A 22,931-nucleotide genomic window follows, 5' to 3' on the forward strand; every position below is an offset into this window, starting at 1 on the left:
ACTCACCCGGAAAACGGCAGCCGCGTCGCTCGCTCGAGTCGGTCCAGTGGCGTCGAACCGGAGCCGGTCGTCTCGACGGCTTCGGCCAGCGATTCGAGCGCCCCGCGGGCTCGCTCGAGGTGGGACTCGACGGCCGGACCGCCCGAATCAGCTCCGTCGCGCGGCGCCGTTCCCGCGGGCGTCTCGGCCTCGCCGGCGAGGATGCGAGCGGCGTGCGACCGGAGATCGGTGTCGGACGCGACCGAGGTCCGGGACGTGAGTGCGGTCATCACCGCGTGACTATACGTCCGCAGCGCCGTCCGTGTTTCGGTCGGCGCGCCGACGACGGCCGCGCCGAGCGCACCGGCGGTCTCGGCGAGCGTCGCCTCGACGGCCGCGGAGTCGATGGCGCCGCGTCGTTCGTCGACCGGCGCGGCGTCGGACAGGAGCAGGAAGCGTCGCGCGAGCGCCGAGGACCCCTCGGTCAGCAGGCGGAACAGCTCGAGCTGGCGCTCCGCCGGAAGCGGCGCGTCGGCGACCGTCGCGTAGGCGCTGGCGTGGAGGTGATCGCTCGCCAGGAGGACGGCGTCCCGGTCCGCCGGGAACCGAACGTTCTCGAGGAGGACGGACAGCCACTCGGGCGTCGCGTCGGCCGTTTGGAACCTGGCGTCGTGATCGCCGTCGTCGGCGCCCGCCACCAGCGCGAGCCGGAGCCGAACGTACCCCTCGAGGAGGACGACGGACGTGGCGACAGGCTCGAGGAGGCGACCCAGTCGGTCCGAATCGGGCCGCGTGTGGGAGTCCGCGGTCTCGACCCCGACCTCGCCGGCGCTCGTACACAGCGTCGCGGGCAGCGACCGGTCCCGGGGCGGCAGCGATGCAGTGGCCAGCGCTCGGATCGGCGCTGCGAGGCCACCGGTCGGCTCGGCGGGACGCTGACGCCAGGCGTTCCGAGTGGCATCACCGGCGTCCTGCCGCGTCGCGAACTCGTCGGCCGTGGCGGGGTCGCTGTAGTCGGTCATCCGGAGGAATCACCGTCCTGTACCGAACGCGGTTCGCCGCCGGTCGATGAGTCGGCGGCGCGGACCGAGGGCCGCTCGGCGTCCGCTTCCGGGCGAATCCAGTCGACGACAGCCGCGAGCGGGTCGAAGCGGGCGAAGGGCGCGGCCGTGCTGCGATCGGTTCGATCGGCGGCGATCGGGGCGGTGAGATCGGTATCGCCGACCTCACAGAGGGGATCGTCCGTCACATCCGCGATCGCACCGCGAGCGTCTGTGCAGGTCACTTACCGAATAGTCAGTCAGGGTCGAAAAAGTCGTTTCGGTTCACAGAAATGTAAGGAGGAAGCCCACGGGTTTCGCCGTGGACGGAATCCGATACGAATACCGATGGCTCGAGGGACAACCCCGACGCTGGCCGCTACTCCTCGTTTCGATACCGGCGGATTCCGAACTGCCCGTAGCCGCCGTAGGCGATCTCGAGCGACCCGATCCACCAGTTCCACCGGTCGGTTGGCGGCCCGTCGGGTGCGTCCGCGAGTTCGTCGAGGACCACCTCGTTCGTCAGCGGCACCCCGACGTCGTCCTCGTACTGGCCGGCGTCGGCGAGGTCGACAGCCTGTCGAACGACCACGCGGGACTGGCCCATCGTACCGCCGAACTCGTCGCGCAAGCGGACCTCGAGTTTCCCGGGATCGATGAACACGGGTTGCCGTAAGCGTTGCAGCTACTTGACTGTTCGAGCGATGGGGATCGTGACGGTCGCCTCGAGGGCGGATCCGGGCTAATTTTGATGGCCGGGAGGACCGGCTCGAGCACCGCGAGAGCCGTCTGACCCGGGGGAGGGCAGGCGAGTCATCGACAACGACCGCGAGTGAGCGCCGCAGGCGCGAACGAGCGGGCCGACGACCGACCCGTAGGGGAGGGAGGAGGCTTTTCATCCAAGTTTTGCCGAGGGCGCGACGGAGTCGCGCCCGCAGCGCAAAAGTTGGGTGACGATCGATGTTCTTTTGACCGACGGTCCTCTTCCGTCGAGTATGGCAAGTTTCACTGTCGTCGTCGGCGATCCCGACTCTGGGTCGTCGTATCAGCTCGAGGCGGAGGAACAGGACGCGAATCGGTTTATCGGCAAGTCGATCGGCGAGGAAGTCGACGGCGGTTCGGTCGGTCTCGACGGCTACACGCTCGAGATCACCGGCGGCTCGGACGACGCCGGGCGACCGCTGAACCCCGAGGTCGCGGGCTCGAACCTCAAGGAAGTCCTGATGAATGAGCGCCAGACGGGCTACAAGCCGTCCCGCGACGGCGAGCGCCGCCGTATCACGGTTCGCGGCCGCGAGGTCTCCGACGCCGTTGCACAGATCAACGCCTCGATCGTCGACCGCGGCAGCACCGATGTCGACGAGCTGCTCGGCGACGCCGAGGACGGCGAGTAACAGACGAGTTTTTTCGGCTTATGGCAGATCGAATTGCGAGCGACCATCCGTCAGTGCAGACGGTTCGGTCGACCTGCGCGGAGACGACGACGGGCGTGCGCCTCGAGATCCCGGCCGACAACCGGGAGGCGTTTCCGACCGACGAGGTCGTCCGGATCGTCATCGAGGGCGAGGAACTGTTCGGCCGAGTCGAACGGGCGTTGACCGGCGACGACCTGTCGATTCCGGGCGTCTACGAGACGCCAGACGCGGCGCGCGATCCGAGCGGGGCGACGGATCGGCTTACCGAGTGGGTCGACGCGGGAAGCGTCTCGAAGGGCGGCTCGGTACTGATCGACGTCGTCGAGCCCGACTTCCTCTACGGGCTGCGTGCGCCCGGCGAGACGAGCTACTACGACGCGTACGAACCGCCGAGCAGCAGCTTGAGCGATATCGCGAAGGATCTCGAAGAGCAGTAACGGCTCGAAGCCGTCGTCAGCGAGCGGATATCCGAAGGGAAGCCAACGATCGACAAACGGCGTCGCTACTGTGTTCTGATATCGGTGCGATCGGTAAAATTCGATAGCGCGGCGAGTAGCCGCCGCTCAGAGCCGCGGCAGGAACGCGTACAGCAACAGTCCGAAGGCCAGATGCTGGACCATCGTTCGCTCGACGGTCGATCTGACGTACTCCTCGTCCGTGATGGAGTACTCCTTGGTTCGAACCTTCGCGTGCATCGACAGCACGCCCTCCTCCTCCAGCGCGTGGAGGCACGGATAGACGGTGCCGGGACTGAGTTGGGCGCCGAAGAGATGAGTCAGATCCGAGAGGAGTTCCTTGCCGTGGGTCTCCTCGTGTAAGGCGATCAGCATCAGGAGAATCTCGTCGAGATTCTCCTTGATCAACGCCTCGTCGAACGTGACGTCGTCGGTCGGCAGCGCCGCGTTGACCTGATCCATTAGCTCGTCGAGCTCGCGCTCGACGTCCTTGGTCGACTCCGCCGTCGTTCCAAGCGAGATATCGTACGATTCCGACTGTGAATCCGCAGTCGCCGCCCTCGACAGTTCGTCGAAGACGGACTCGGTATTGTGGGTTTCCTCACGCATTAACGATCACCAGTGGGGGGTCCGTGAATGGAACCATCAACGCCACGCGTCGGCCACGCACTGCCGCCGGTGACAGCGGCCCCAGTCACGACTACTGTGATCCTGGCACTGATACATATTAAACGACAGGGAACGGAACAGACCGAGTATGCGTAATTAGAACATATCCTGAGTTATAAAATAACTGTTTTATCGACTATTGGATATTACTGCGGCCTGTGGGGACTCAATAACGATGCGTACGACAGCATATTTTCAGAATATGTTGTATTGTTCTGATTTTACCTCAAAACGAACTAGTTCTTGGAGATTCTGTCAGAAACCGAAGAGGGGAGATCAATATGTCGACGGGCCGTCCCGGATGATGCTCACCATCTCGTCGGGGTCTCCGTCCTCGTCGTCCTCATCGATCTGCCGTTCGACGCGTCGTTCGGCCATCCGGGCGATCATGACGTGTTCCTCGAGATCGTCGCCGCGGATCGTCGCGATGTACTCGAGACTCTGGGCGTGGGTGCTAAACAGCGTTCCGCTGAGCGACTCGAGGGGGTATTCGAGGGTCGTCGGTTCGTCGTACCGTTTGTTGTGGATCTCGCCCAGAGAGAGGCCCCGAAGATAGGAGACCATCTGTTTGCGCACGAGCGGACTGATCCAGCCGAGATTCTCGTAGTAGCGCAGGCAGTTGAGCGCCCCGGTCGTCCCGAAGGTTTCACCGAGAAAGCGAGCCCACTGGATGGTCGCGTCGGTCCGCCCGGCCGATTGTTCGAGCGTCTCGAGGTACGGTTTTGATCCGATCATGATGAGTGGCCGGCGTCTCCGGTCTATACGGTCAGCAGTCGCGGTAGTATCAAGAAGGTTCGGCCGATTACGAGCGGTGAGTCGCCCGTCCCGACGGTCGGTCACAGGCCGGCCGAGGTTACATCACGAAGTTGACCACGTACTGCGTGCTGGTCGCGACGAGCGCGCCGAGCCACGTGAGGAAGACGAAGTGGACCAGCCCGCTGAGCAGGTGGCCGCGGTCGGTGATCCGGATCATGATCGCCGACAGCGCGGCGTTGACCAGGACCGTCCCGAGCAGCAGATACTCGATGGTGACGAGGTCGTACTGTTCGGTGTGCATGAGGTCCCCCGCGACTCGGCTCTGCTCGCCCAGATTCATCTCGCCGGTGATGTCCATCATGATTTCGACGACCTCAAGGCCGATGAAAAACGAGAAGACGCTCGCCGCGGTAATCCCGTAGAGGACGCCGATCAGCGTCGTCGTCGCCTGCTGGCGCTTCTCGCGGACCTTGAGCACCTCGTTCTGGTTCTTGCTGATCACGTTGCCTAGCACCTGCGGGTCGCCGCCCATCTGTCGGCCGACGACGTACATGTCGCCGAACTTCTGGATGAGGTACGACCCGGTCTCCGCGGCGAACAGCCGCCACGAGCGAACGTTGTCGATCCGCATGTTGAGTCGCTTGTAGAGGGCGTCGACGTTCGCGGTCAGCGCCCCGAAGTCCTTCTTGCGTAAGCTCTCGAGGACGCTCCCCGTCGAGGTCTGCTTGACGCTCTCGACAGTCCCCAGCGCCCGGATGAAGCTGGGGAACTCGCTGTCGCGGTCCTTGACCTTGCTCTCTTCCTCTCGGATGCGCCAGCCTGGCAGGAGGAGCGGCGTCACGGGGATCGCCGCGAGGATCGGCAGCGGTACCCGATCGGCGACGAACGGGAGATAACCGAGGATAACGAGGAGGACGCCGATCGCGAGGAGGAGGGTGCCACCGATACCGATCGCGAGCGCGCGCGGGATTCGTTTCATCGGACCCTCCCCGTCTGTCTCCTCGATATACCACGTCGGGTCGTACGGCGACACCACGTGGATTGCGTAGACGAACCCGACTTGGACGATCGCGAACATGGCGATCGTGCCGGAGATGAGCAGCGTCGGACTCGTCCCGATCAGGATCGGCAGGACGATCGCGAACACGAGTACGAACGCCACTGACAGCATCATCGACATGTACAGTTCCTTCATCACGTCGAGTTTCGCCAGATCGGACTCGTACCTGGTGACGAACTGCTGGATGATCGTGTCCTGTTCGTCCATCAGGAACTCGCTGATCTGCTGGCCGCCGCCGACCGTGTAGGCGAGTCGCTCGAGGAAGTCGGTCAGGAGCGGGCTCGGCGTCTGCTTGGCGCGGATCCGGCAGGCGTCGTCGAGACTCTGGTTCCACGTGTCGACCAGCGCGACGAGGTAGCCCATCTCCTCGGCCAGCGCGTCGTACTCGTCTTCCTCGGCTAAGGTGCGGAAGATTTCGACGCGGTTGATGTTCGTCATCGAGAGGACCGTGATGTGGGTCAGGAAGAGGTGAAAGCGCTGGCGGACCTGCTTTCGCTTCCGATCCTGAGAGAGTTTCGGGTAGATGATCGCGACGACCATCGCCAGCAGACTCAACAGGATGACCGGTAGGCCGACGAACAGCGGCAGTCCCAGCGCGATTATCAGCGCCACCCCGCCGATGAAGATCGCAAACGCCGGCGTGATCGCGAGGATGAGATACCGTCCGGAGGACATCTCCATGGACGCGTACGCCGTGGTGAGCGACTCGAGGAACGATCGAGCGCTGGTATCCGGCGCGGATTGGGTCTCTGTGGACATGTGCGATGAGAAGCGGTGCGGTACTCAGGCGAACTGGTTGAGGTTGCGGATCCGGATCGGGAGGCCTTCGATGCCGTCGCGCTGGAAGTCGGCGATAGCCTTGTTAACCTCGTGGTAGCCCAGGATGTCGGCGTCGATCAGCTGTCGGATGATCTCGGCGCGCCGGTCGAGTTCGTCGTAGATCTTGCGGGTGTCCTCATACCCCAGCAGCGTCGCGATCTGCTCTTCCAAGACGTAGGAATTGTTTCGGCCGGTAAAGGAGACGTCGTCGTCGCGAGGGTCCCACTTGAACGCCTGCCGGGTGACCACGCCGCCCTCGTAATCGGAGTAGCCTTCGATCTCCTGGACCGAGGTAACCCGGCGGAGGACGTCGTCGCCCTGCTTGACCCGGTTCTGGAACAGGGCGACGTCGCAGTTGTCCATGAACGTCTCGGGAACGTTGATCGGGGCGCCGGTAAACCGCTGGATCATCGAGACGATGTCGCTGGCGTGGAAGGTCAGCATGACCGGGTGACCGGTCTGGGCCGCCTGGAACGCCATCTGCCCCTCCGCCCCGCGGACCTCGCCCACGATGATGTAGTCGGGACGGGAACGGAGCGCGGCCGCGACCAGGTCGAACATGTCGACGTCGGCCGACTCGTCGCCCGACCCCTCACGGGTGAGCAGTTGCTGCCAGGTGTCGTGGGGCGGAATGACCTCAGCGGTGTCCTCCGCCGTGTAGATCTTCGCGTCCCGAGGGATAAAGGAGAGCGCGGCGTTCAGCGTCGTCGTCTTCCCCGATGCCGTCTCGCCGACGACGAACACCGTCTGCTCGTTCTCGAGACAGAGCCAGAGGTACGCCGCCAGTTCCGGCGAGATCGTCCCCCACTTCGTGATCTGGAAGACCGATAGCGGGATCTCCTCGCCCTGACGGATCGTCAGCGACGGCCCCTGGACCGAGACGTCGTCGGAGTAGATGATGTTGATACGCGAGCCGTCGGGCAGGGTCGCGTCGATCACCGGGTCGGAGTCGCTGACGGGGTGGTTCATCCGCTCGCCCATGTTTCGCAGCCACTGCTCGAACTCCTCGGGCGTGCCGAAGTCGACCGTCGCCTCGATCATGCCGTAGGTGCCGTGATCGAGGTAACACTGCTTGGGTCCGATGACGTGGATGTCCTCGTTCGCCGGGTCGGTCATCACGGGCTCGAGCGGTCCGAGCCCGACGATGTCTCGCTGGAGCTGGTAGCGCAGCCGGTCGAACTGGTCCTGCGAGAGGGAGATCTTGCTGGTCCCGAAGGACTTGAGCCGACCGATCGACTGGCCGGTGATCCCCGACGTAACCTCGACGACGTCGTCGAGGAGTTCGTCCAAGTGCTCCTCGAACTCCTCGTTGTCGCCGGGCGCCGGTCGCGTGACGCTCTTGTCGAGGATCCGGCGGCGGATGCGGTCGTATAGCTCCTCGTCCTCGCCTTCGAGGGTCGGCTCGACGCAGTAGTAGGTCGTGCTGATCCCCATATCGCCGTAGACGTGACAGAAGATCGGTTCCTCGGCCACGTAGATGACGTTGGGCCGGTGGGATTCCCACTCACTCGAGGGTTCGTCGATGAGTTTCGGGTACTCGTTGTACTCCTCGTAGAACCACTCGAGGTGTTCCCGGAGGTGGGGGTACTCGTCGGCCAGCGCGTCCAGTTTGTTCTCGAGTCGCGCGGTTCCAAAGTCCGACATTTACGCCACCGTCCTGCTAACGATCGAGATGCCACGGCCCTGCTGAACGCTGAAACCGATGGAGTCGTCGACCGGGCTCTTCATGTTCTGGAACCGTCGCACCAACACCTTCCGTCGGATTTCCTGGCCGACCGTGTTCGTCTCGATCTCGAAGTAGACGTCGGCCACGTTCCGCAGCGGCCGTAACGCGTCGTCACCGACGCTCGACGGATCGACCGTCAACACGACCGTCTTGTCCTGCATCGTCACCTGGCGGAGGAACGAGACCAGTCGCTGGATTACGTGGTCCTCATCGCCGTCGTCGATAACTGCCTCGTAGTTGGGGTCGTTGCGCAACAGCGCCGAGAGCGTGTCGACGTAGACCACGTCGGCCTTCCAGAGCGTCTTCGCGCTCGCGAAGCGAGCAAGCAGTTGGCGCTTTTTCCCTTCGTCGTGCGTGTCGACGTTCGCGTGGAGGAACAACAGCTGTTCCTCTAACAGGAGGTCGACGACGTCGTAGGACAGCGAGTTCATCTGCTGGACGAACTCCCAGGACTCGAGTTCCGTCGAGATGTAGGTGACGTAGGTCCCTTCGGTGGCCATCCCGTAGGAGAAGCGCTGGGAGAGCGCGCTCTTGCCGGCGCCGTCGACGCCCTCGATAAGCACGACGCTGCCCTCGGGGATGCCGCCGCCGATGGCGTTATTCACGCGGTCCCGCCCTGTCAATCCGATAGAGTGGTAGTCGGTCATGGCACGTAGAATCGGAGCGTTTCCTCGTCGCCGTTGACGATGACGACGATCCGGTGCTCGGTCCCCGGTTCGAGTTGCTGCTCGAGTTCGAGTTCGGCGACCTCGCCACGTCGCCACGCGTCCGAACTCCCTTCGCGGACGGTGAACGTAGCCGACTCGCTCGAGACGTACGCACCGTCGATCAGTACGTCGAGTTCAGAGCCGTCGCTGGCAAGGGTCTTTTGGCCGGTGTTCTTGATGAGCACGGAGACGGTTCCGTTCCCGTCGCTCTCGTTGTAGATCGCATCGCTACCCGGGTCGCTGATGATCTCGATGTCGGTGTCGATCTGCTCTCGGACCTCGCCGCTGTAGGTATCGATCGAGCCGCTGATCTCGGTGACGTTAGTCACGAGGGTCCCGGCGACGCCGGCCGCGACGAGCATCGCCGCGATAAAGAGGATCAGCGACGAGACGGAGTCACTCGCCATCGATCACACCCCCGTCTCCGTCGCGGCGACGCCGTGTTCGGTCACGAGCTTTACTCTGTCCGGTCGGTCGGCGGTCGAGACGACGATCGACAGCGTTTCGCCGGGCTGCCACAGCTCCCGGCCGGTGGTGCCGTTGACTCGAACCTCGAGCCACTCGTCGTTGGGCTCGTACGCACCGTCGACCAGCAGGTCCGTCTCGGCGACCGCCAGCGTCGTCGAGCCGACGTTCGTCGCGTTCACGGTGAGATTGTCGCTTGAATCGTTGTAGTTCGTCGCCTCGAGTTCGATATCGGTGTTGCGCAGGTCGAGCGACCGGTCGTCGCGGTCGTCGATCGCGGCCCGCCGGTCCTCGTGGGCCGTCTGGATAACCGGATACGCGATCCCGACGGCGACGAGCACGCCGACGAAGAGGATCGCGGCCGCGCCACTGGTACTGAAGCCCATGCCTGATCACCTCCGATCGGTCACGGGGTCGACCCCGCCTCCGTCGGTTCGTCGGTTTCGACCTCCCGCCTCGTCTCGTGGATCTCCTGTAGCTTCATGATGTACGTGTAGCTGTCCGCGTGGTCCTCGGCGGTCAGCTCCTCCGGTGTCGAGCCGGGATCGACGTTCATATCGAGGTCCGGCCCGCTGAGTACGCTCTCGAGGTGCGTCTTGACCTCCTCGTCGATCCAACCGATCTCGGCGTAGTAGGAGATCGCCCGCAGGGTCGCGGCCGATCCGCCCGTCCTGACTAACTGGGTAAGCCACTCGAAGACGATGATGTCCGTCGCGTACGTGTCCGCGAGCGTCGTCAGCGTCGCGTCATCCGGCTCGTCGCCCGTCGACTCGTCGTCGTGCTCGCCGTCCGCGGCCCCGGACGACGCGTCCGAATCGTCGACGCTGTCCGTCGCCTGTACCTCGACGTGCGTATCGTCTCCGTCGGCCGCCTCCTCGTCGAACGTGATCGTCTCGCCGTCCGACGGCTGAGCCGCCGCGGCGTCCTCGATCACGCCCTTGAGGTCGTCGAACGAAACCGTCTCGTCGCCGTCGTCGTTCGACTCGATATTGGCCTGAATCCCGGACCCGTCCGTCGCCGGCGTCTCGGCGCCCGCTTCGTCCTCGCCGAAGACGCCGAAGCCGTTCTGGGCTTCGCCCTCGCCGGTGAACGGGTTCACGTCGTCCGTAACCTGATCGTAGACGCCCAGCAGCTGCTGGACGCGATCGTTCATCTCCTCGACCTGCTCCGTGACATGTTGCTGTGAGTCTTGGACCGACCCCAGCTCGTTCTCCTTGTCCTCGAGTTCGTCCTCGAGCTCCTCGATCCGATAGTAGAGGTCGTCGATATCGTCCTCGCCGTCTCCGTCCGCGGAGCCGCGTCCGAACAGACCGCTTCCACCGCTGCTTTCTTCCTCGGCGTCGGACTCGATGTCGTCGTCGGCAGCTAGATCAGCGGGGGCTCCCGCGGATTCGTCGCCGGATTCCGGCGCGCCGGCCGTCCCGGCGCCCTCATCCCCATCGAACTCGTCGCTCTCTCGGTGCTGCTCGCGCTGGCGGCCGCGACGACCGCCGCTGTTACTGAGGAAGTCTTCGATGAGTTCGCGGAGGGTTGCGAGTCCGAAATTCATAGGCTCCTACACGAAGTCCCGACGCGGTGGGCTCGTTGTCGCGGGCGGCTCGAGCGCGAGCTCCGGCTCGCAGACGCCGGCGACAACGGACGATGGTTTCCCTGATACACGTCGCAGACTCATACTACTCCTCAGTAGCGGGCAAGGTCCTAAAGGTGTACGCTCGAGTTCGCGTCGCGTTTCGAATCGTGAGTCGAGTCTCGATACGCCGACTGAAGTGATACAGAGCTTGATAGTCCGACTATCCGTTGTCCCGGCTGGGGTGCATCCCCAGATACTGTGATGCCACCGATCTCGCCACACGCCGGCCTTCGACGGGACAGCGATCGAGTCCCGTCGCCACGCCCCTCGAGGGAGCGACGGGCTCGCCCCGTCAGGTCGGCGATCGACGTCCACGATGTGGACGGCCGGACGCGTCGCACGCGGTGTAATCGCGACCCGTCGTGGGCGAGCGCGGCACGCAGGGTGTACGCACTATGTTCGAAACTATAACAGAAACCGAAGACCGCGGTCAGGTGGGTATCGGTACCCTCATCGTGTTCATCGCGATGGTCCTGGTCGCAGCGATTGCAGCAGGAGTATTGATCAATACGGCCGGAAGCCTCCAGAGTCAGGCGTCCGACACGGGTACTGAGACGCAGCAGGCGGTGGCGAATCAGGTCGAAGTGATCAACGCCTACGGGGAGATTAATAATAATAACAACGTTTCCGAAATCAACTTCGTCGTCAAGAAATCGGCGGGTTCGGATGTCATCGACATCTCGTCGCTCACCGTACAGTACACGAGCCAGTCTGCCTCCAATACGCTCGAGTTCGCGTCAGGTAATGCCAGCGCGGGTGAATTTAACACCACTGCCCTTGCTGACACCGCTGAGAACGATTCACTGACGTCTACTAGCGACCGTATCGAACTGCACGTCAATTTATCGCACACTGACGAAGCCGATAGTGTCCTCGAACCGGGATCCAGCGCGACGATCGAACTCGTCGATCAGTCCGGTGCGAAGTTCAGCTACGGCGTGACCGTTCCTGCCACGTTCAGTAGCGAGGCGAGCGTGGTGGAGGTCTGATCATGTTCGAACAAATCACTGATTCGAACGAACGCGGTCAGGTGGGTATCGGTACCCTCATCGTGTTCATTGCGATGGTCCTGGTGGCGGCGATCGCTGCTGGCGTTCTGATCAATACGGCCGGCTCCCTGCAGAGCCAGGCGTCCGATACCGGATCCGAGACCCAGCAAACGGTAGCGAACCAGATCGAAGTCGTTCACGCTGTTGCCGAGAATGACACCGCCGGCGGAACGTTCGAACAACTCAACCTGACGGTCAAGAAGTCGGCCGGTGCCGACGTGATCGATCTGACGTCCGTGACGGTACAGTACACGGACAACGAGGGCTCGCTTACGCTCGCCCACAACAGCACAGTCGATTCCGCGCCGTACTTCAATACGACCGCGGCGACGACCGAGTCAGATAAAAACTCGCTGACCGATACATCCGACCGAGTTGTCATTGGAATTAACTTGGGTCTGGGCGACAATCCGTCCGTACTCGAACCCGGTGACAGCGCGACGGTCGAGATCGTCGACCAGTCCGGTGCGAAGTTCACCTACGGCGTGACGATGCCGCAGACGGTTAGCTCCGACCAGACTGTCGTCAAGGTCTAACCACCCAACCTCTAATCACTAACGCATGACTCCAGATACGACACGCGACGACGCGCTCCTCACCCCCGACGACCTCGAGGTCACACCCGACAACGAGACCGTCGAACAGTTGGATGAGAATCGCTACGTCGTGCTGTCGGAGTCGAGTTCCGACCTCGATTCGCTGCCGTCGCCGTCACTCGACGGCGACATCGAGGCCGAAGCGGCTGGTGAACGCACACACCAGCCCGCCGATAGCGGTCTCGAGTCCGACGGCGAGCTCGAGTTCGGTTCCGACGGTTCGGACGCGGACACGCACGAGCCCGACGAGCGGCTCACGGCCGCGTCCGAACCCCATGGAGTCGATATCACCTTGAAGACCGACGGCGAAATCGCACACCACCGCGCGACGTCACACGACGTCCGCGAGGTCTTTGTGGACCTCTTGACGTGGTACGCCGGGCAGCTGGATAACGACATGACGCCAAGCGAAGCGCTGCAGGTCATGCTGGCTGCGTCGGACCTCGAGGTCTGACCGCCGTCGGAACCTCACGCACAGCCGAGGCGTCACGCGCCTCACAGGGACTACAGGATTACGGCGTGTTCTCATTTTTCGACGGACGTTGATTCTGTCTCGTTCTGAAAACGTCTCGACTTGAACGAAGCGACGGCGACGATCACTTCCTCGAGCGCTGGTTCTCGAGAACCGCTCGTGTCGACTCAGATTTCGAATCGTGTCGGGAGACACGACTCAGTGTTCGATATCATCCGCGTCTTTTTGCGGGTGCCGTTGCGACTGAACGGTATGCAACACGAGTCCTCCCCGTCCAGACGTCGGTTCCTCGGCGCGGCTGCCGGGAGCCTCGCGACGGTCGCGACCGCCGGCTGTCTCGGCTCGCTGGTCGGCGGCTCCTCGTCGGCGACCGTAATCGAACCCGTCGAACCCTCCGAACCCCGGGAGGGATCGCCAGGCGAGTTCTACTACTTCCTCGAGGAAAATGGGATCGCGGTCGACGAACTCCTCGAAGACAACGGCGAACTCTACCTGACCTATCGATCAGACGCGGAAACGGTCGACGAGTCTAACGAGGAGATCCGAATCGTCTACGAGGTCTACAGGCAGGCGCTGATCGACCGCGGTTCGGATATCTCCTTCCTTTACTCCGAGATCGCGAACCCCTTCGACGAACAGGCGCTTGGCTGGGGGATCAATTCCGAGTGGCTCACCCCGGCCGATAGCAGCAATACTGGCAGGAATACGTCGGCTGGCAACGAGACGCCTGACAACACGGCTGATAACGAGACTGCCGAGAACGAATCGGCCGCTAACGGGCACGATATGGTCGAGGTGATGATCTGGAGCAACATCATGAACTCGAAGGTATACGAGGAGGATCTCGAGAACGGCAACTCCGACCTCAAAGAGGAAGGGAAGAACGCCGAGAACGGCGACGACCTCGAGAACGAGAGCACTGATCCCGGTACGAACGAGAGCACTGGTTCCGGTACGAACGAATCCGACGAGCGCTGACTACGTCGTAGTTGGATCCCTCCGAGCCGTTTTCGTCGTCTGGGTCGCCACCGACGGCCGTCGAGCTACGACCGTGGATGAGACCCGTTTTCCGCAATCGTTGCGGGGACCAAATCGGAGTTGGACTCACAGCCTACGTTCCACGTCCACCCCGATGACGCGTCCTTTTTCCACCTCGAGCGACAATCCCGGTCTATGACCGACCCACGCGAGGAGTTTCTGGCCGGCGAGCGGCCCGACGACGTCGCACTGTTTCTGGCCGACTCGTACGTCTCCGACGACCGCTTAGCTGAGTTCGGCGAGCGCGTCGAGGACGGCGTTTTGATCGTCGTCGACGGCGAGCGCGGTCGCAACGCCTTCGAGGCGGCGACCGGCACGCAGGCGATGCAGTTCGCCAAGTCCGCGATGGAACTCGAGGGAATCATCGAGGACGACCTCACCGGCGGACAGTGTCCGGAGGCGCCGACCGACGAGGAGCACGCGGTGCAGTTCGTTTTCGCCTTCGCGGAGGAACAGAACGAGGACGTCGGCGGTATCTACGCCGAAGGCGACGTCGTGCACGCGTACGCGAAGTGTACGTGCGGGACGGCGTACTCGGACAAGTGGAACGTCCCCGACGACGACGCCTGACCACGCGGGCGGACCCGAACGCAGGTTTCAGCGGTAGGGCGCAGGCTTTTGCGGCCCGCACGGCTAGGTTCGGGCTATGAGTTCGTTCGAAACGCCACGCGAGACCCGTCGGGGATTCGGCCTCTCGAGTCGCGAGGTGCAAGTGATCGGCGGCGCGAGCGTCCTGATGGCGATCAACGTCGCGGTGATGTACGCCGTCGCGACGACGCCGCTGGCGCAGGTCAACGAGTACCTGTTCGCGGCCCCGATCATCGGCGCGGTCGTCTACGGCGCGGCGATCATGGCCGGCCAGTACGTCGCCCAGCGAGGCGTCGAGGGCGGGGATATGGGAATCGCCTTCGTCGGGATGGTACTCTTACAACTCGCGTTCGGAATTTTCGGCGCGGGCGTGCTCCGTTTCGCTCCGCGAGAGAGTCAGCTGACGATCCTCGGGATAACGGCCGTCGTCGTCGCGCTCATGACGGCGGTGATCTCCGGCTACATCTACGCGCGCTCGAAGACGTTCGAGAGCTGGGGGACGTACGCGGGCTACGCGTTCATCAGCGGGCTCGTCGCGATCTTGATCGGCACGTTCGTCCAGCCCGTCCTGCTGGCTGGGTTCGTCCTGATCTTCCTCGGATTCCTGCTCCGACTCGGCTACGAGATCTGGCGAGTTCGGGACAACCGCGACGCCTCGGTTGCGCTCCAGACGATCGGCGTCTACGTCGCCGTCGCCGGCGTCTTCGTCCACGTCCTGCAGCTCGTGATGCGGTACGCGCTCTCCCAACGGTGACGGTTCCGCGGTCGTCGGAACGAAACGGATGGCTGGGAGTGGGAGTCGGAACTGAAGTGACAGTTGACGGGGATGCGGGCAGGATGCAGGAGCTCGGTTCGACACGGCCAGTGGTGGTTATGAAGTCACTTCCTGCCGCAGTTTTGTAGACCACACTCTCTCCATTAGCGGTGACTCCTAACTGATTTGGATTCCCGCTAACTGATGGGTATGCGCGGGACGTCGCCGTTGAGCGGATTGTGTCCGATATTGCTCGACTCGTCAGTGGAACGGAAAAGGACCGCTTACGTTTCGTCGGTGTCCGTATCGCTCTCGTCCTCGTCGGCCTCGTCCGCGACGACCTCGCGAAAGGCGTCGAGGATGACCTGCTTCGTCACGGCGCCGCGGGAGGTCCAGTGGTTCGCGTAGTCGAGCATGTCGTCGTAGATGTCGGGTTTGCAGCCGGCGGCCTTGGGGTGGCCACCGCCGTTGACCTTCCCCGCGACCTCGTGACAGCGGTCGAACACGTCGGTGCCTCGAATCGAGGCGGAGCCGGCGGGTTTGACGACGACCGAGGCGTCGGCGCCCTGCTCGCGCATCCCCTCGGCGACCTCGTTTTGCGAACAGCGGCCGTAGGTGACGCCGACCGTGTAGCCGCCGATCTCGCGGAACTCCGCGCGGGCCAGCGCCCGATCGATCAGCGCCTCCTTCTCCTCGCGGCGCTCGGTGAGGAACTCCCGGACCCACTCGGGGAGGTCGACGCCGTACTCGCGGACGACCTCGACGTACTCCGCTGGGTCGGTCCAGTAGGCGTAGTCCGCCAGATCGTCGCTGCGCGGATCCTCGCGCAGCCAGAGGTCGTGGTCCCGGGTCACGGCAGCCAGTTCCTCGTACATCGGCGAGAAGTCGTACTCGAGCGACCGGTAGACGACATCGGCCGAACACTCCTCGTCGGAGTCGCCGACAACGAGGTCGACGCCGGCGTCGCGGACCGCCTGCGCGACGTCGTCGTTCCACTGGTGGTGGTCGTACCACGAGACGCGGTCGGCGGTCTCGAGCGCCGCATCGAGTTCCTCCTCGACGTACTCGTACCTGTCCGGTGCGAGATCGCAGACGAAAAGATCGATCCCCTCGTCGCCAAACTCGGCGACGCGGGCCAGCGCGTCCTCGACGTCGTGGGGGCTGGCGGGAATCAGGGCTACTTCGTGGGGCGTGGGCTCGGGGTCCTCGAGCGGATCGACGGCCTCGCCGGCGAGTTCCGCCGCCGCTTCGTCGTCGACGGCATCGGCGGCATCCGCGGCGTCGGTCGGCACGTCGGCGTCAGTAGATCCATCGGCGTCGTCCTCGTCGTCCGGCTCCGGGACGTTCTGCACGTCGTCGTAGGCCTCGCGGAGCAGGGCGACGCAGGCCAACCCGTCCGCGTCGGGATCGGCGATGACGGCGACTCGAGCGCCCTCGAGGGCGGCCGCGGCCTGCTCGTCCTCGACGTCCTCCTCGAGCGCGTCGGGGAGGAAGAAACCGGTTCCCGGGAGCACGGACTTGCGGGCGAGCGGGAGATCGCCGCTGTCGATGAGTTCTTCGTCCATGGCAACGACTGCGTGACGGGTCCGGAAGTAATCGCCGGTCTCGGCCGTCGAGGCGCGACGGCGTCGGTGCCAGTCGCTACCGAAAGGCAGTGCACACCCGATCGCACAGCTATCGTGCGATCGGTGCGTGAATCGTTTCAGTTGGTATTATAGAACTTCGCTCGCGGCTCAGGCGGCGCCGACCGCCTCGTCGTCGTCACCTTCACCGGCGGGATCGAGTTGTCGAACCGTCAGGACGGGCACCGGCGAGGTGCGGACGACCCGCTCGGCGACGCTCCCCAGCAGCAGCCGGTTCTCGCCGTGGCGACCGCGGGTCCCGGTCGCGACCAGATCGGCGTCGATCTCGCGGGCGTACTCGCAGATCTGGGCGGCTGGCCGGCCCTCGCGGACGGCGGTGTCGATATCGAGGTCCGCGTCGGCTCGCTCCTCGACCGTCGCGAGCGCGGCGTCGGCGGTCGTCTCGAGGGCGGTCCGTAGTTCCGCCCGGAGCTGTTGGGGTGAGGCGTCGACCTCGCTGGCGTCGACGACCGAGAGCGCGTGGACCTCGGCGTCGAAGCGGTCGGCGAGATCGAGCGCGACGTCGACGGCTCGCTTGACGCTCTCGGAGCCGTCGGTGGCGACCACGACCGTATCGAACATGCACGGGGGTTACAGCCGAGATGGCTTAAACACCGGCGGCTCCGCCCCGCGAGCGGGCAGTCGTGGGGGTGGCTTTTTTGTGACGGGGGACACACCACCGCGTATGGTCGCCAGTGAGCCGGTTACCGTCGACACTGTACTCGCGCCGGTCGACGGGAGCGAGGAGTCCGCCACCGCCGTCGAGTACGCCGTCGCAGTCGCCGACCGCTACGACGCCGAAGTCCACGCCCTGTACGTACTCGGCAGGGGCGTCGTGCAGGGAATGAACGCCGGCACGCTCGAGGAGGACGACGTCGCGGAGGACACGAAGGGATTCTTTGCGGACATCAGGATCATCGCGGACGAGGCGGACGTCCCGCTCGTGACCTCCGTCGACGACGGCTTCTCGCAGACGCGCAAGACGCGCCACCCTGGAAACGTCGTCCTCGATACCGCCGACGCCGTCGACGCCGACTTCATCGTCCTTCCAAGGGAGCCGGTCACCGAAACCGCGTCGGCCGAAGTCCTCGAGCGGGCCGCCGAGTACGTGCTCTCCTACGCGAGCCAGCCGGTCCTGTCAGTGTGAGTTCGCAGAGACAGTGATGAAACTGAGCACCGGACTCTGCGGAGTGGGGCGAGGAGTTTCACCGACATCGCTCCGCGACGCGTCGATCTCGGACGAGTAACGAACCGCGAAAAGGGATGTGACGGGAAGGATTCGAACCTTCGGCACACCCGTGGAACGGGCGTGTGTTACGCTACACCACCGCCACGCCGACTGCATCCGATACGACACCGGCTTTCTCGATATAAGTTCGGGACGGTTCTCAGGCAGTGATTTTCTGGGGAGCGCAACGGGTTCCCGACGGCCGGGTAGATCGAATTCTCGAGACCGAGTTCGCGGACGAGACCGCGGAGACCCGCGATCCGATCGTCGAGGCTGCAGAGAGACGTCCGTTCGCTACAGCCGGATCGCCATCTCCTGTTCGAAGCTCTCCGTGCCGGTCGCCTCGAAGCCGACCCGCTCGTAGAGCGCGATTGCGGGGTTGTTCCAGCGCTCGACGGTCAGCCAGACCTGTTCGATCCCGATGTCGCCGGCGTGACCGAGCAGGTGCTCGAGCAGTTTCGTCCCGATTCCGGCCCGCTGGAACTCCTGCAGGACGAAGATGGCGAGTTCCCACTCGACGTCGCTGTGGTCCTCGATCGCCGACGGATCGTCGGTGTCGGGGACGAGCATCGCGTGGGCGACGACGTCGTCGCCTACCACGGCGACGACGTTGACGCTCTCCTCGGCGATCGTCTCGAGCCAGTTGCGAATGCGCGACTCGCCGGTCGGCGGGATCCCCTGGGCGCGGTCAGTGGGGTCGAACGCGACGTACATCTCGACGACGTCCGCAAGCGTCTCCTCGAAGTCGTTCGTGGCCCGGATCTCGATCGAGCGGCCCTCTCGGTCCTCGACCGTCGTCGGCGGCGAGGGGAACGGTCCGGCCGGGCCGTCCGGATACGGTCTCGTTCCGGCCATCGTTATCGCACCAGTTTGACGGTCGTCGGGGCGTTCAGCAGGACGAACTCGGTGATCGGGCCGAGCTGGATCTTGCCCATCGGGCTCAGGGTGCCGCCGCCGATCACGAGCTGGTCGAACTCGCCCTGTTCGGTGTGGTCGACTAGCGCGCTGCCGGGGTCGCCCTCGAGGGTGACGATCTCGGCGTCAATGCCGGTCTCGATCAGCAATTCTTCGGTCCGTTCGACCATTTCCTCCTGCGAGCGTTTCGATTCGGGCTTTTCGACGACGGCGACGGTGAGGTCGTCCCCGACCTCCCGCGTGCGCTCGATCGTCTGTCGGAGCGTTTTGAGGGATTCGTCGCTCCCGACGAGGCCCACTAAGACGTTCATATCCATGCATGTGCGCCGGTGGACGAAAACCGTTGTGCCGCGGTCGGGTACGCGGCGGCTCGAAACGGCTACTCGAGTGCGAGTGAGACTGTGCCAAACGGTGGCGCAGACCTTGCGCAGGACGACGACGTTAAGAACGTGTGGTGAGTACGTTGACCGAATGAGTGATGCGGCGCTCGATGTCGTGGAGTTCCTGCTCACGACGAGCGTGTATTCGGACGACCGAACGCTGGACGAGAACGATCTGCCGCCGTCGTATCGCCGTGTGTTCTGGACCGGCGGCGTCGAGAACGGCGACGACGACGATGACAGCGAGTCGGGACGCACTCCCGCCGGCATCAGTCGTCCGCTCTCGGTGACGACGACGACGGCCCGGGAGGCGACCGACGTCAGTCGGCCGTGGGAGGCCGTCTCGGAGCTGATGTTCACCGAGCGCGACGAGTTCTCGGGGACGATCACCCTCGCCCAGCAGGGGATGGCCGAGAAATGGTTCGCCGAGCGCGTCGACGACGACCGACTGCGCGAGAACCCGACGCTGGCGAAACACTTCGCCGAACACGAGGAGTTCGGCGAGACGTTCGACGTCACCCACGAGGAAGCGCGAGAGGAAAACCGGCCGATCCAGGCCGATCGGGTCTGGATCGACGGCCTCCTCGAGGAGTACTTCGACGAGGAGGAAGACGAGGAGATGCTGGATCTCGTCGAAGTTCGGGCCCCCGAGGAGGTCGACATGTCCCTCGACGACCTCGTGCTGACCGAGGATCAAGAGAACGAACTCGACAAGATCTCGAAGGCGATCGAACACCGCGACTACCTCTCGAACATCGGCCTGCGCGAGATCGGGAAGCTGCTGTTCGTCGGCCCGCCGGGCACCGGGAAAACCTCGACCGCCCAGGCGCTGGCCCAGGACATGGACCTGCCGTTCGTCGAGGTCAAACTCTCGATGATCACGAGCCAGTACTTGGGCGAGACGGCCAAGAACGTCGACAAGACCTTCGAGGTCGCCAAGCGACTGTCGCCCTGTATCCTCTTTATCGACGAGTTCGACTTCGTCGCCAAGACCCGCAGCAGCGACGAACACGCCGCGCTCAAGCGCGCCGTCAACACCCTGCTCAAGAGCATCGACAACATCTCGCTGATCGAGGACGACGTCCTGCTGATCGGCGCGACCAACCACCCCGATCAATTGGACGACGCCGCCTGGCGGCGCTTCGACGAGATCATCAACTTCCCCAAGCCCGACAACAACATGCGGGCGGACATCCTCTCGCTGATCACCCGCCGGATGGAGATCGACGAGTTCGATCCCCACCTCATCGCCGAGGCCACGCAGGGGCTGACCGGCAGCGACCTCCGGATGGTGCTCCGCGAGGCCGTCCTCGAGGCCCTGACCGAGGACCGGACGACGTTGACCCAGGAGGACCTGCTCAACGCCGTCGAGGAGTTCGAGGAGCGGGACACGCTGAAGAACATGGACATGATGGGCGGCGACCACGACGCGCTGGTCGCCGGCGGCGACCTCGGGAAGGCGAGCGACGGGGGCGAGCCGAGCGGTCACTCACACGACCACGACCACGACCACGATCACGACCACTGACCGCTGTCAGCGGTCAACCGATATTCTGAATCCGTCCGCAGCCGACCGATATTCTGACGTCTGCTCGCGACGCGTCGCATCCGTGAGTCCCGCGGGACGTTGGCCTGCGTAACTGTCAACTGCTCGCTCCGTGTCGTACCCGTATGAGGGATTTCCACGCCCACACGAACTACTCCGACGGGGAATTTCTGCGCGGGATGGTACAGGCCGCGGCAGCGGCCGGCCTCGAGGGGATCGGGTTCACCGACCACTGCACGGTTTCGTCCCGCGAGGAACCCGCGACCGTCCGGAACGTCTACGGCTTCAATCTGGATCTGACCTACGAGCGTCGCCGCCAAGCGATCGAGACGGAGCGCAAGCGCGAGGACGTCTCGATCGAGATCTACGACGGCGTCGAGATGGACTACGACCCGCGAGACGAGAGCGAGATCCGCGAGTTCCTCGCCGAGGCGAACTTCGACTACACGATCGGGAGCGTCCACGGCGTCGACGGGAAGAACGTCCAGGTCCCGAGCAACTTCGCGGAGCTAACCGAGGCGGAGCTGGACGGGATCGTCGACGACTACTTCGAGACCCTCGTCTCGCTCGTCGAGTCGGAGCTGTTCGACGTCGCGGCCCACCTCGATCTGATCGAGCGGACCGCCCCGCTTCGCGGGCGGGCGACGACGGACCACTACGAACGCGTGGCCGAAGCGTTCGCAGACTCGCGAACGATCCCCGAGATCAACGCCGGGCGAGCGGTCTCCGACGTGGCGCTTGTCCACCCCTCTGACCCGTTCCTCGAGACGCTGCGGGCCCACGACGTCTCGGTCACCGTCGGCACGGACTCCCACCGCCCGAACGAGATCGGCGAGCGTGCGGCCTTCCTCGAGGAGTATCTCGCCGAGCGCGGCATCGAGCCGGTGGCGCCGCCGGGACTCGAGTGAGCGGATTTGACACCGCCGACCGCCCCAACCGAGAGGAGACGTCGGGTCCGGGTGCCGGTTCCGCGGGGAATACCCTTTATGCAACGGCTGCTAATCACACCTCGATGAGCGATGGATCGCCACAGGACGACGCGGCGGCCGACGGCAACGCGATCCGTCCGCACCCGCGACGACGAGTCGACGGCCTCGAGGACCGGACCGCAACGCAGCTCGCGCCCGCCGAAGTCTCCCCATCGAGGTGGGCGTAGCGATGCGCATAACCCTGCTCGGCGCCGGCGACACCACCGGCACGCCGACCGTCGGCTGCGACTGCGACACCTGCGAGGCCGCCCGCGAGCGCGGCGTCGAGCGCACCCGGTTTTCCGTCCACGTCGAGAACGAACGGGTCGACGAGTCGCTGCTGATCGACTTCAGCCCGGACTTTCGGTACCAGTTCCTCCGCGAGGACGTGCCGCTTCCCGACGCCGCCGTCATCACCCACATCCACTTCGACCACCTCGACGGACTCGGCAACGTCTTCCGCGTCTTCGACTCGCTTTCCGTCTATGCCGCCGACGAGACCGACCCGCAGACGGGAAAGAGCGTCGCGGAGACAGTCCGCAACGACTACCACTACCTCGATCCGCTCGAGGTCCGCCCGACGACGCCACTCGAGACGATTCACGTCTGCGGGTTCGACGTCACCCTGGTGCCGGTCGAACACCCGCCGCTGGTCTGTTACGGACTCGCGATCGAAGATCCCGTGACCGGCGCGAAGCTCTCGATCACCGGCGATACGAGCTACAACGTTCCCGAGGCGTCCCGGGAGGTATTGGCCGATCCGGACCTGCTGCTGGCCGACGCCATCGTCCCCGCCCACCTCTGCGAGTACCACCCCGCCGGCGGGCGCCACGAGACCGACGACGGCGTCCCCCGGACGTTCGGGACGAAGCACATGACTCGAGAGGGCGCCCTCGATCTGGCCGCCAAACTGAACGCCGAACGGACGCGGCTGGTCCACCTCGCCCACTACTACCCCGCCGACGAGGCGTTCGAGGAACCCCTGGCGGTCGACGGCGAACAGTACGAACTGTAGCTCGCTCCCGACCGCCGACCGAGTATAATACTGCCGGTA

At 64.3% G+C, this 22,931-nt stretch carries 28 protein-coding genes and 1 tRNA gene; 13 read left to right on the plus strand and 16 right to left on the minus strand.

Annotated features, from left to right (window positions below; all coding sequences use genetic code 11):
* Positions 1 to 2 precede the first annotated feature (2 nt).
* From EH209_RS07850 to EH209_RS07860, 3 genes are all read right to left on the minus strand, one after another.
* Positions 3 to 1,001 (minus strand): hypothetical protein, encoded by a 999-nt coding sequence (locus tag EH209_RS07850; protein WP_126662317.1) that lies wholly within the window; start codon positions 999 to 1,001, stop codon positions 3 to 5.
* Positions 998 to 1,264, minus strand: coding sequence for a hypothetical protein (locus tag EH209_RS07855; protein WP_126662318.1), 267 nt, complete (start codon positions 1,262 to 1,264; stop codon positions 998 to 1,000). The genes EH209_RS07850 and EH209_RS07855 overlap by 4 nt, the downstream gene beginning before the upstream one ends.
* Positions 1,265 to 1,398: 134 nt before the next feature.
* Positions 1,399 to 1,683, minus strand: a complete 285-nt coding sequence (locus EH209_RS07860; RefSeq protein ID WP_012944525.1) for a hypothetical protein — start codon at positions 1,681 to 1,683, stop codon at positions 1,399 to 1,401.
* 331 nt (positions 1,684 to 2,014) lie between these two features.
* On the opposite strand from EH209_RS07860, the gene EH209_RS07865 reads away from it, so the two are divergent.
* Positions 2,015 to 2,413, plus strand: a complete 399-nt coding sequence (locus tag EH209_RS07865; protein ID WP_126662319.1) for a 30S ribosomal protein S6e — start codon at positions 2,015 to 2,017, stop codon at positions 2,411 to 2,413.
* Between the two features lie 20 nt (positions 2,414 to 2,433).
* A complete protein-coding gene (locus EH209_RS07870) occupies positions 2,434 to 2,871 on the plus strand; it encodes a DUF7112 family protein (RefSeq protein ID WP_126662320.1) in 438 nt (145 codons plus the stop codon).
* A gap of 126 nt (positions 2,872 to 2,997) precedes the next feature.
* Here EH209_RS07870 and EH209_RS07875 read toward each other — a convergent pair whose 3' ends face one another.
* The 8 genes from EH209_RS07875 to EH209_RS07910 form a co-directional block, all read right to left on the minus strand.
* The gene (locus EH209_RS07875) at positions 2,998 to 3,498 is read right to left on the minus strand and encodes a PadR family transcriptional regulator (protein ID WP_126662321.1); all 501 of its coding nucleotides are present in this window, start codon (positions 3,496 to 3,498) and stop codon (positions 2,998 to 3,000) included.
* Positions 3,499 to 3,834: 336 nt separating this feature from the next.
* A complete protein-coding gene (locus EH209_RS07880) occupies positions 3,835 to 4,293 on the minus strand; it encodes a FlaD/FlaE family flagellar protein (protein WP_008893689.1) in 459 nt (152 codons plus the stop codon).
* Between the two features lie 118 nt (positions 4,294 to 4,411).
* Entirely contained in the window at positions 4,412 to 6,133 is a 1,722-nt protein-coding gene (gene flaJ, locus EH209_RS07885; RefSeq protein ID WP_126662322.1) for an archaellar assembly protein FlaJ, read from the minus strand.
* Between the two features lie 24 nt (positions 6,134 to 6,157).
* Positions 6,158 to 7,837: a type II/IV secretion system ATPase subunit gene (locus tag EH209_RS07890; protein WP_126662323.1), complete on the minus strand. Its 1,680-nt coding sequence runs from the start codon at positions 7,835 to 7,837 to the stop codon at positions 6,158 to 6,160.
* Positions 7,838 to 8,566, minus strand: coding sequence for an ATPase domain-containing protein (locus tag EH209_RS07895; RefSeq protein ID WP_008893686.1), 729 nt, complete (start codon positions 8,564 to 8,566; stop codon positions 7,838 to 7,840).
* Positions 8,563 to 9,033, minus strand: a complete 471-nt coding sequence (locus EH209_RS07900) for a flagellar protein G (protein WP_126662324.1) — start codon at positions 9,031 to 9,033, stop codon at positions 8,563 to 8,565. The genes EH209_RS07895 and EH209_RS07900 overlap by 4 nt, the downstream gene beginning before the upstream one ends.
* Before the next feature lie 3 nt (positions 9,034 to 9,036).
* Complete coding sequence (locus tag EH209_RS07905; RefSeq protein ID WP_126662325.1) at positions 9,037 to 9,477, minus strand: flagellin; 441 nt, start codon at positions 9,475 to 9,477, stop codon at positions 9,037 to 9,039.
* A 20-nt stretch (positions 9,478 to 9,497) separates the two neighbouring features.
* Positions 9,498 to 10,640: a FlaD/FlaE family flagellar protein gene (locus EH209_RS07910; protein WP_126662326.1), complete on the minus strand. Its 1,143-nt coding sequence runs from the start codon at positions 10,638 to 10,640 to the stop codon at positions 9,498 to 9,500.
* A gap of 476 nt (positions 10,641 to 11,116) precedes the next feature.
* Between EH209_RS07910 and EH209_RS07915 the strand changes: the two genes are divergently transcribed.
* The 6 genes from EH209_RS07915 (at position 11,117) to EH209_RS07940 (ending at position 15,218) form a co-directional block, all read left to right on the plus strand.
* The gene (locus EH209_RS07915) at positions 11,117 to 11,710 is read left to right on the plus strand and encodes an archaellin/type IV pilin N-terminal domain-containing protein (protein ID WP_126662327.1); all 594 of its coding nucleotides are present in this window, start codon (positions 11,117 to 11,119) and stop codon (positions 11,708 to 11,710) included.
* Between the two features lie 2 nt (positions 11,711 to 11,712).
* Positions 11,713 to 12,306 carry an archaellin/type IV pilin N-terminal domain-containing protein gene (locus EH209_RS07920; protein WP_126662328.1) on the plus strand — a complete coding sequence of 198 codons (594 nt, stop codon included), beginning with the start codon at positions 11,713 to 11,715 and terminating at the stop codon, positions 12,304 to 12,306.
* A gap of 25 nt (positions 12,307 to 12,331) precedes the next feature.
* A complete protein-coding gene (locus EH209_RS07925; protein ID WP_126662329.1) occupies positions 12,332 to 12,820 on the plus strand; it encodes a DUF7500 family protein in 489 nt (162 codons plus the stop codon).
* A gap of 270 nt (positions 12,821 to 13,090) precedes the next feature.
* Entirely contained in the window at positions 13,091 to 13,816 is a 726-nt protein-coding gene (locus tag EH209_RS07930; protein WP_249038763.1) for a hypothetical protein, read from the plus strand.
* A gap of 195 nt (positions 13,817 to 14,011) precedes the next feature.
* On the plus strand, positions 14,012 to 14,446 hold the full coding sequence (locus tag EH209_RS07935) for a DUF5807 family protein (protein ID WP_126662331.1): 435 nt from the start codon (positions 14,012 to 14,014) through the stop codon (positions 14,444 to 14,446).
* 76 nt (positions 14,447 to 14,522) lie between these two features.
* Entirely contained in the window at positions 14,523 to 15,218 is a 696-nt protein-coding gene (locus tag EH209_RS07940) for a hypothetical protein (protein WP_126662332.1), read from the plus strand.
* 284 nt (positions 15,219 to 15,502) lie between these two features.
* On the opposite strand, the gene EH209_RS07945 is transcribed toward EH209_RS07940, so the two are convergent.
* Both EH209_RS07945 and EH209_RS07950 read right to left on the minus strand, forming a co-directional pair.
* Positions 15,503 to 16,783, minus strand: coding sequence for a DHH family phosphoesterase (locus EH209_RS07945; protein WP_126662333.1), 1,281 nt, complete (start codon positions 16,781 to 16,783; stop codon positions 15,503 to 15,505).
* A 168-nt stretch (positions 16,784 to 16,951) separates the two neighbouring features.
* Positions 16,952 to 17,422 carry a universal stress protein gene (locus EH209_RS07950; RefSeq protein ID WP_126662334.1) on the minus strand — a complete coding sequence of 157 codons (471 nt, stop codon included), beginning with the start codon at positions 17,420 to 17,422 and terminating at the stop codon, positions 16,952 to 16,954.
* A gap of 103 nt (positions 17,423 to 17,525) precedes the next feature.
* Here EH209_RS07950 and EH209_RS07955 point away from each other — a divergent pair, with 103 nt between their 5' ends.
* The gene (locus tag EH209_RS07955) at positions 17,526 to 17,987 is read left to right on the plus strand and encodes a universal stress protein (protein ID WP_126662335.1); all 462 of its coding nucleotides are present in this window, start codon (positions 17,526 to 17,528) and stop codon (positions 17,985 to 17,987) included.
* Between the two features lie 117 nt (positions 17,988 to 18,104).
* Here EH209_RS07955 and EH209_RS07960 read toward each other — a convergent pair.
* From EH209_RS07960 to EH209_RS07970, 3 genes are all read right to left on the minus strand, one after another.
* Positions 18,105 to 18,174 (minus strand) — tRNA-Gly (locus EH209_RS07960).
* Positions 18,175 to 18,362: 188 nt separating this feature from the next.
* Positions 18,363 to 18,923: a GNAT family N-acetyltransferase gene (locus tag EH209_RS07965; RefSeq protein ID WP_126662336.1), complete on the minus strand. Its 561-nt coding sequence runs from the start codon at positions 18,921 to 18,923 to the stop codon at positions 18,363 to 18,365.
* Between the two features lie 2 nt (positions 18,924 to 18,925).
* The gene (locus EH209_RS07970) at positions 18,926 to 19,294 is read right to left on the minus strand and encodes a universal stress protein (RefSeq protein ID WP_126662337.1); all 369 of its coding nucleotides are present in this window, start codon (positions 19,292 to 19,294) and stop codon (positions 18,926 to 18,928) included.
* Positions 19,295 to 19,454: 160 nt separating this feature from the next.
* On the opposite strand from EH209_RS07970, the gene EH209_RS07975 reads away from it, so the two are divergent.
* The 4 genes from EH209_RS07975 (at position 19,455) to EH209_RS07985 (ending at position 22,892) form a co-directional block, all read left to right on the plus strand.
* Entirely contained in the window at positions 19,455 to 20,891 is a 1,437-nt protein-coding gene (locus EH209_RS07975; protein WP_126662338.1) for an ATP-binding protein, read from the plus strand.
* A gap of 143 nt (positions 20,892 to 21,034) precedes the next feature.
* The gene (locus EH209_RS07980; protein WP_126662339.1) at positions 21,035 to 21,817 is read left to right on the plus strand and encodes a histidinol-phosphatase HisJ family protein; all 783 of its coding nucleotides are present in this window, start codon (positions 21,035 to 21,037) and stop codon (positions 21,815 to 21,817) included.
* A gap of 104 nt (positions 21,818 to 21,921) precedes the next feature.
* Positions 21,922 to 22,065 (plus strand): hypothetical protein, encoded by a 144-nt coding sequence (locus EH209_RS23960; RefSeq protein ID WP_164722011.1) that lies wholly within the window; start codon positions 21,922 to 21,924, stop codon positions 22,063 to 22,065.
* A gap of 2 nt (positions 22,066 to 22,067) precedes the next feature.
* Positions 22,068 to 22,892, plus strand: a complete 825-nt coding sequence (locus EH209_RS07985; RefSeq protein WP_126662340.1) for an MBL fold metallo-hydrolase — start codon at positions 22,068 to 22,070, stop codon at positions 22,890 to 22,892.
* Positions 22,893 to 22,931 lie beyond the last annotated feature (39 nt).

The organism is Haloterrigena salifodinae, assembly GCF_003977755.1.
GTDB classification, from domain to species: Archaea; Halobacteriota; Halobacteria; order Halobacteriales; family Natrialbaceae; genus Haloterrigena; species Haloterrigena salifodinae.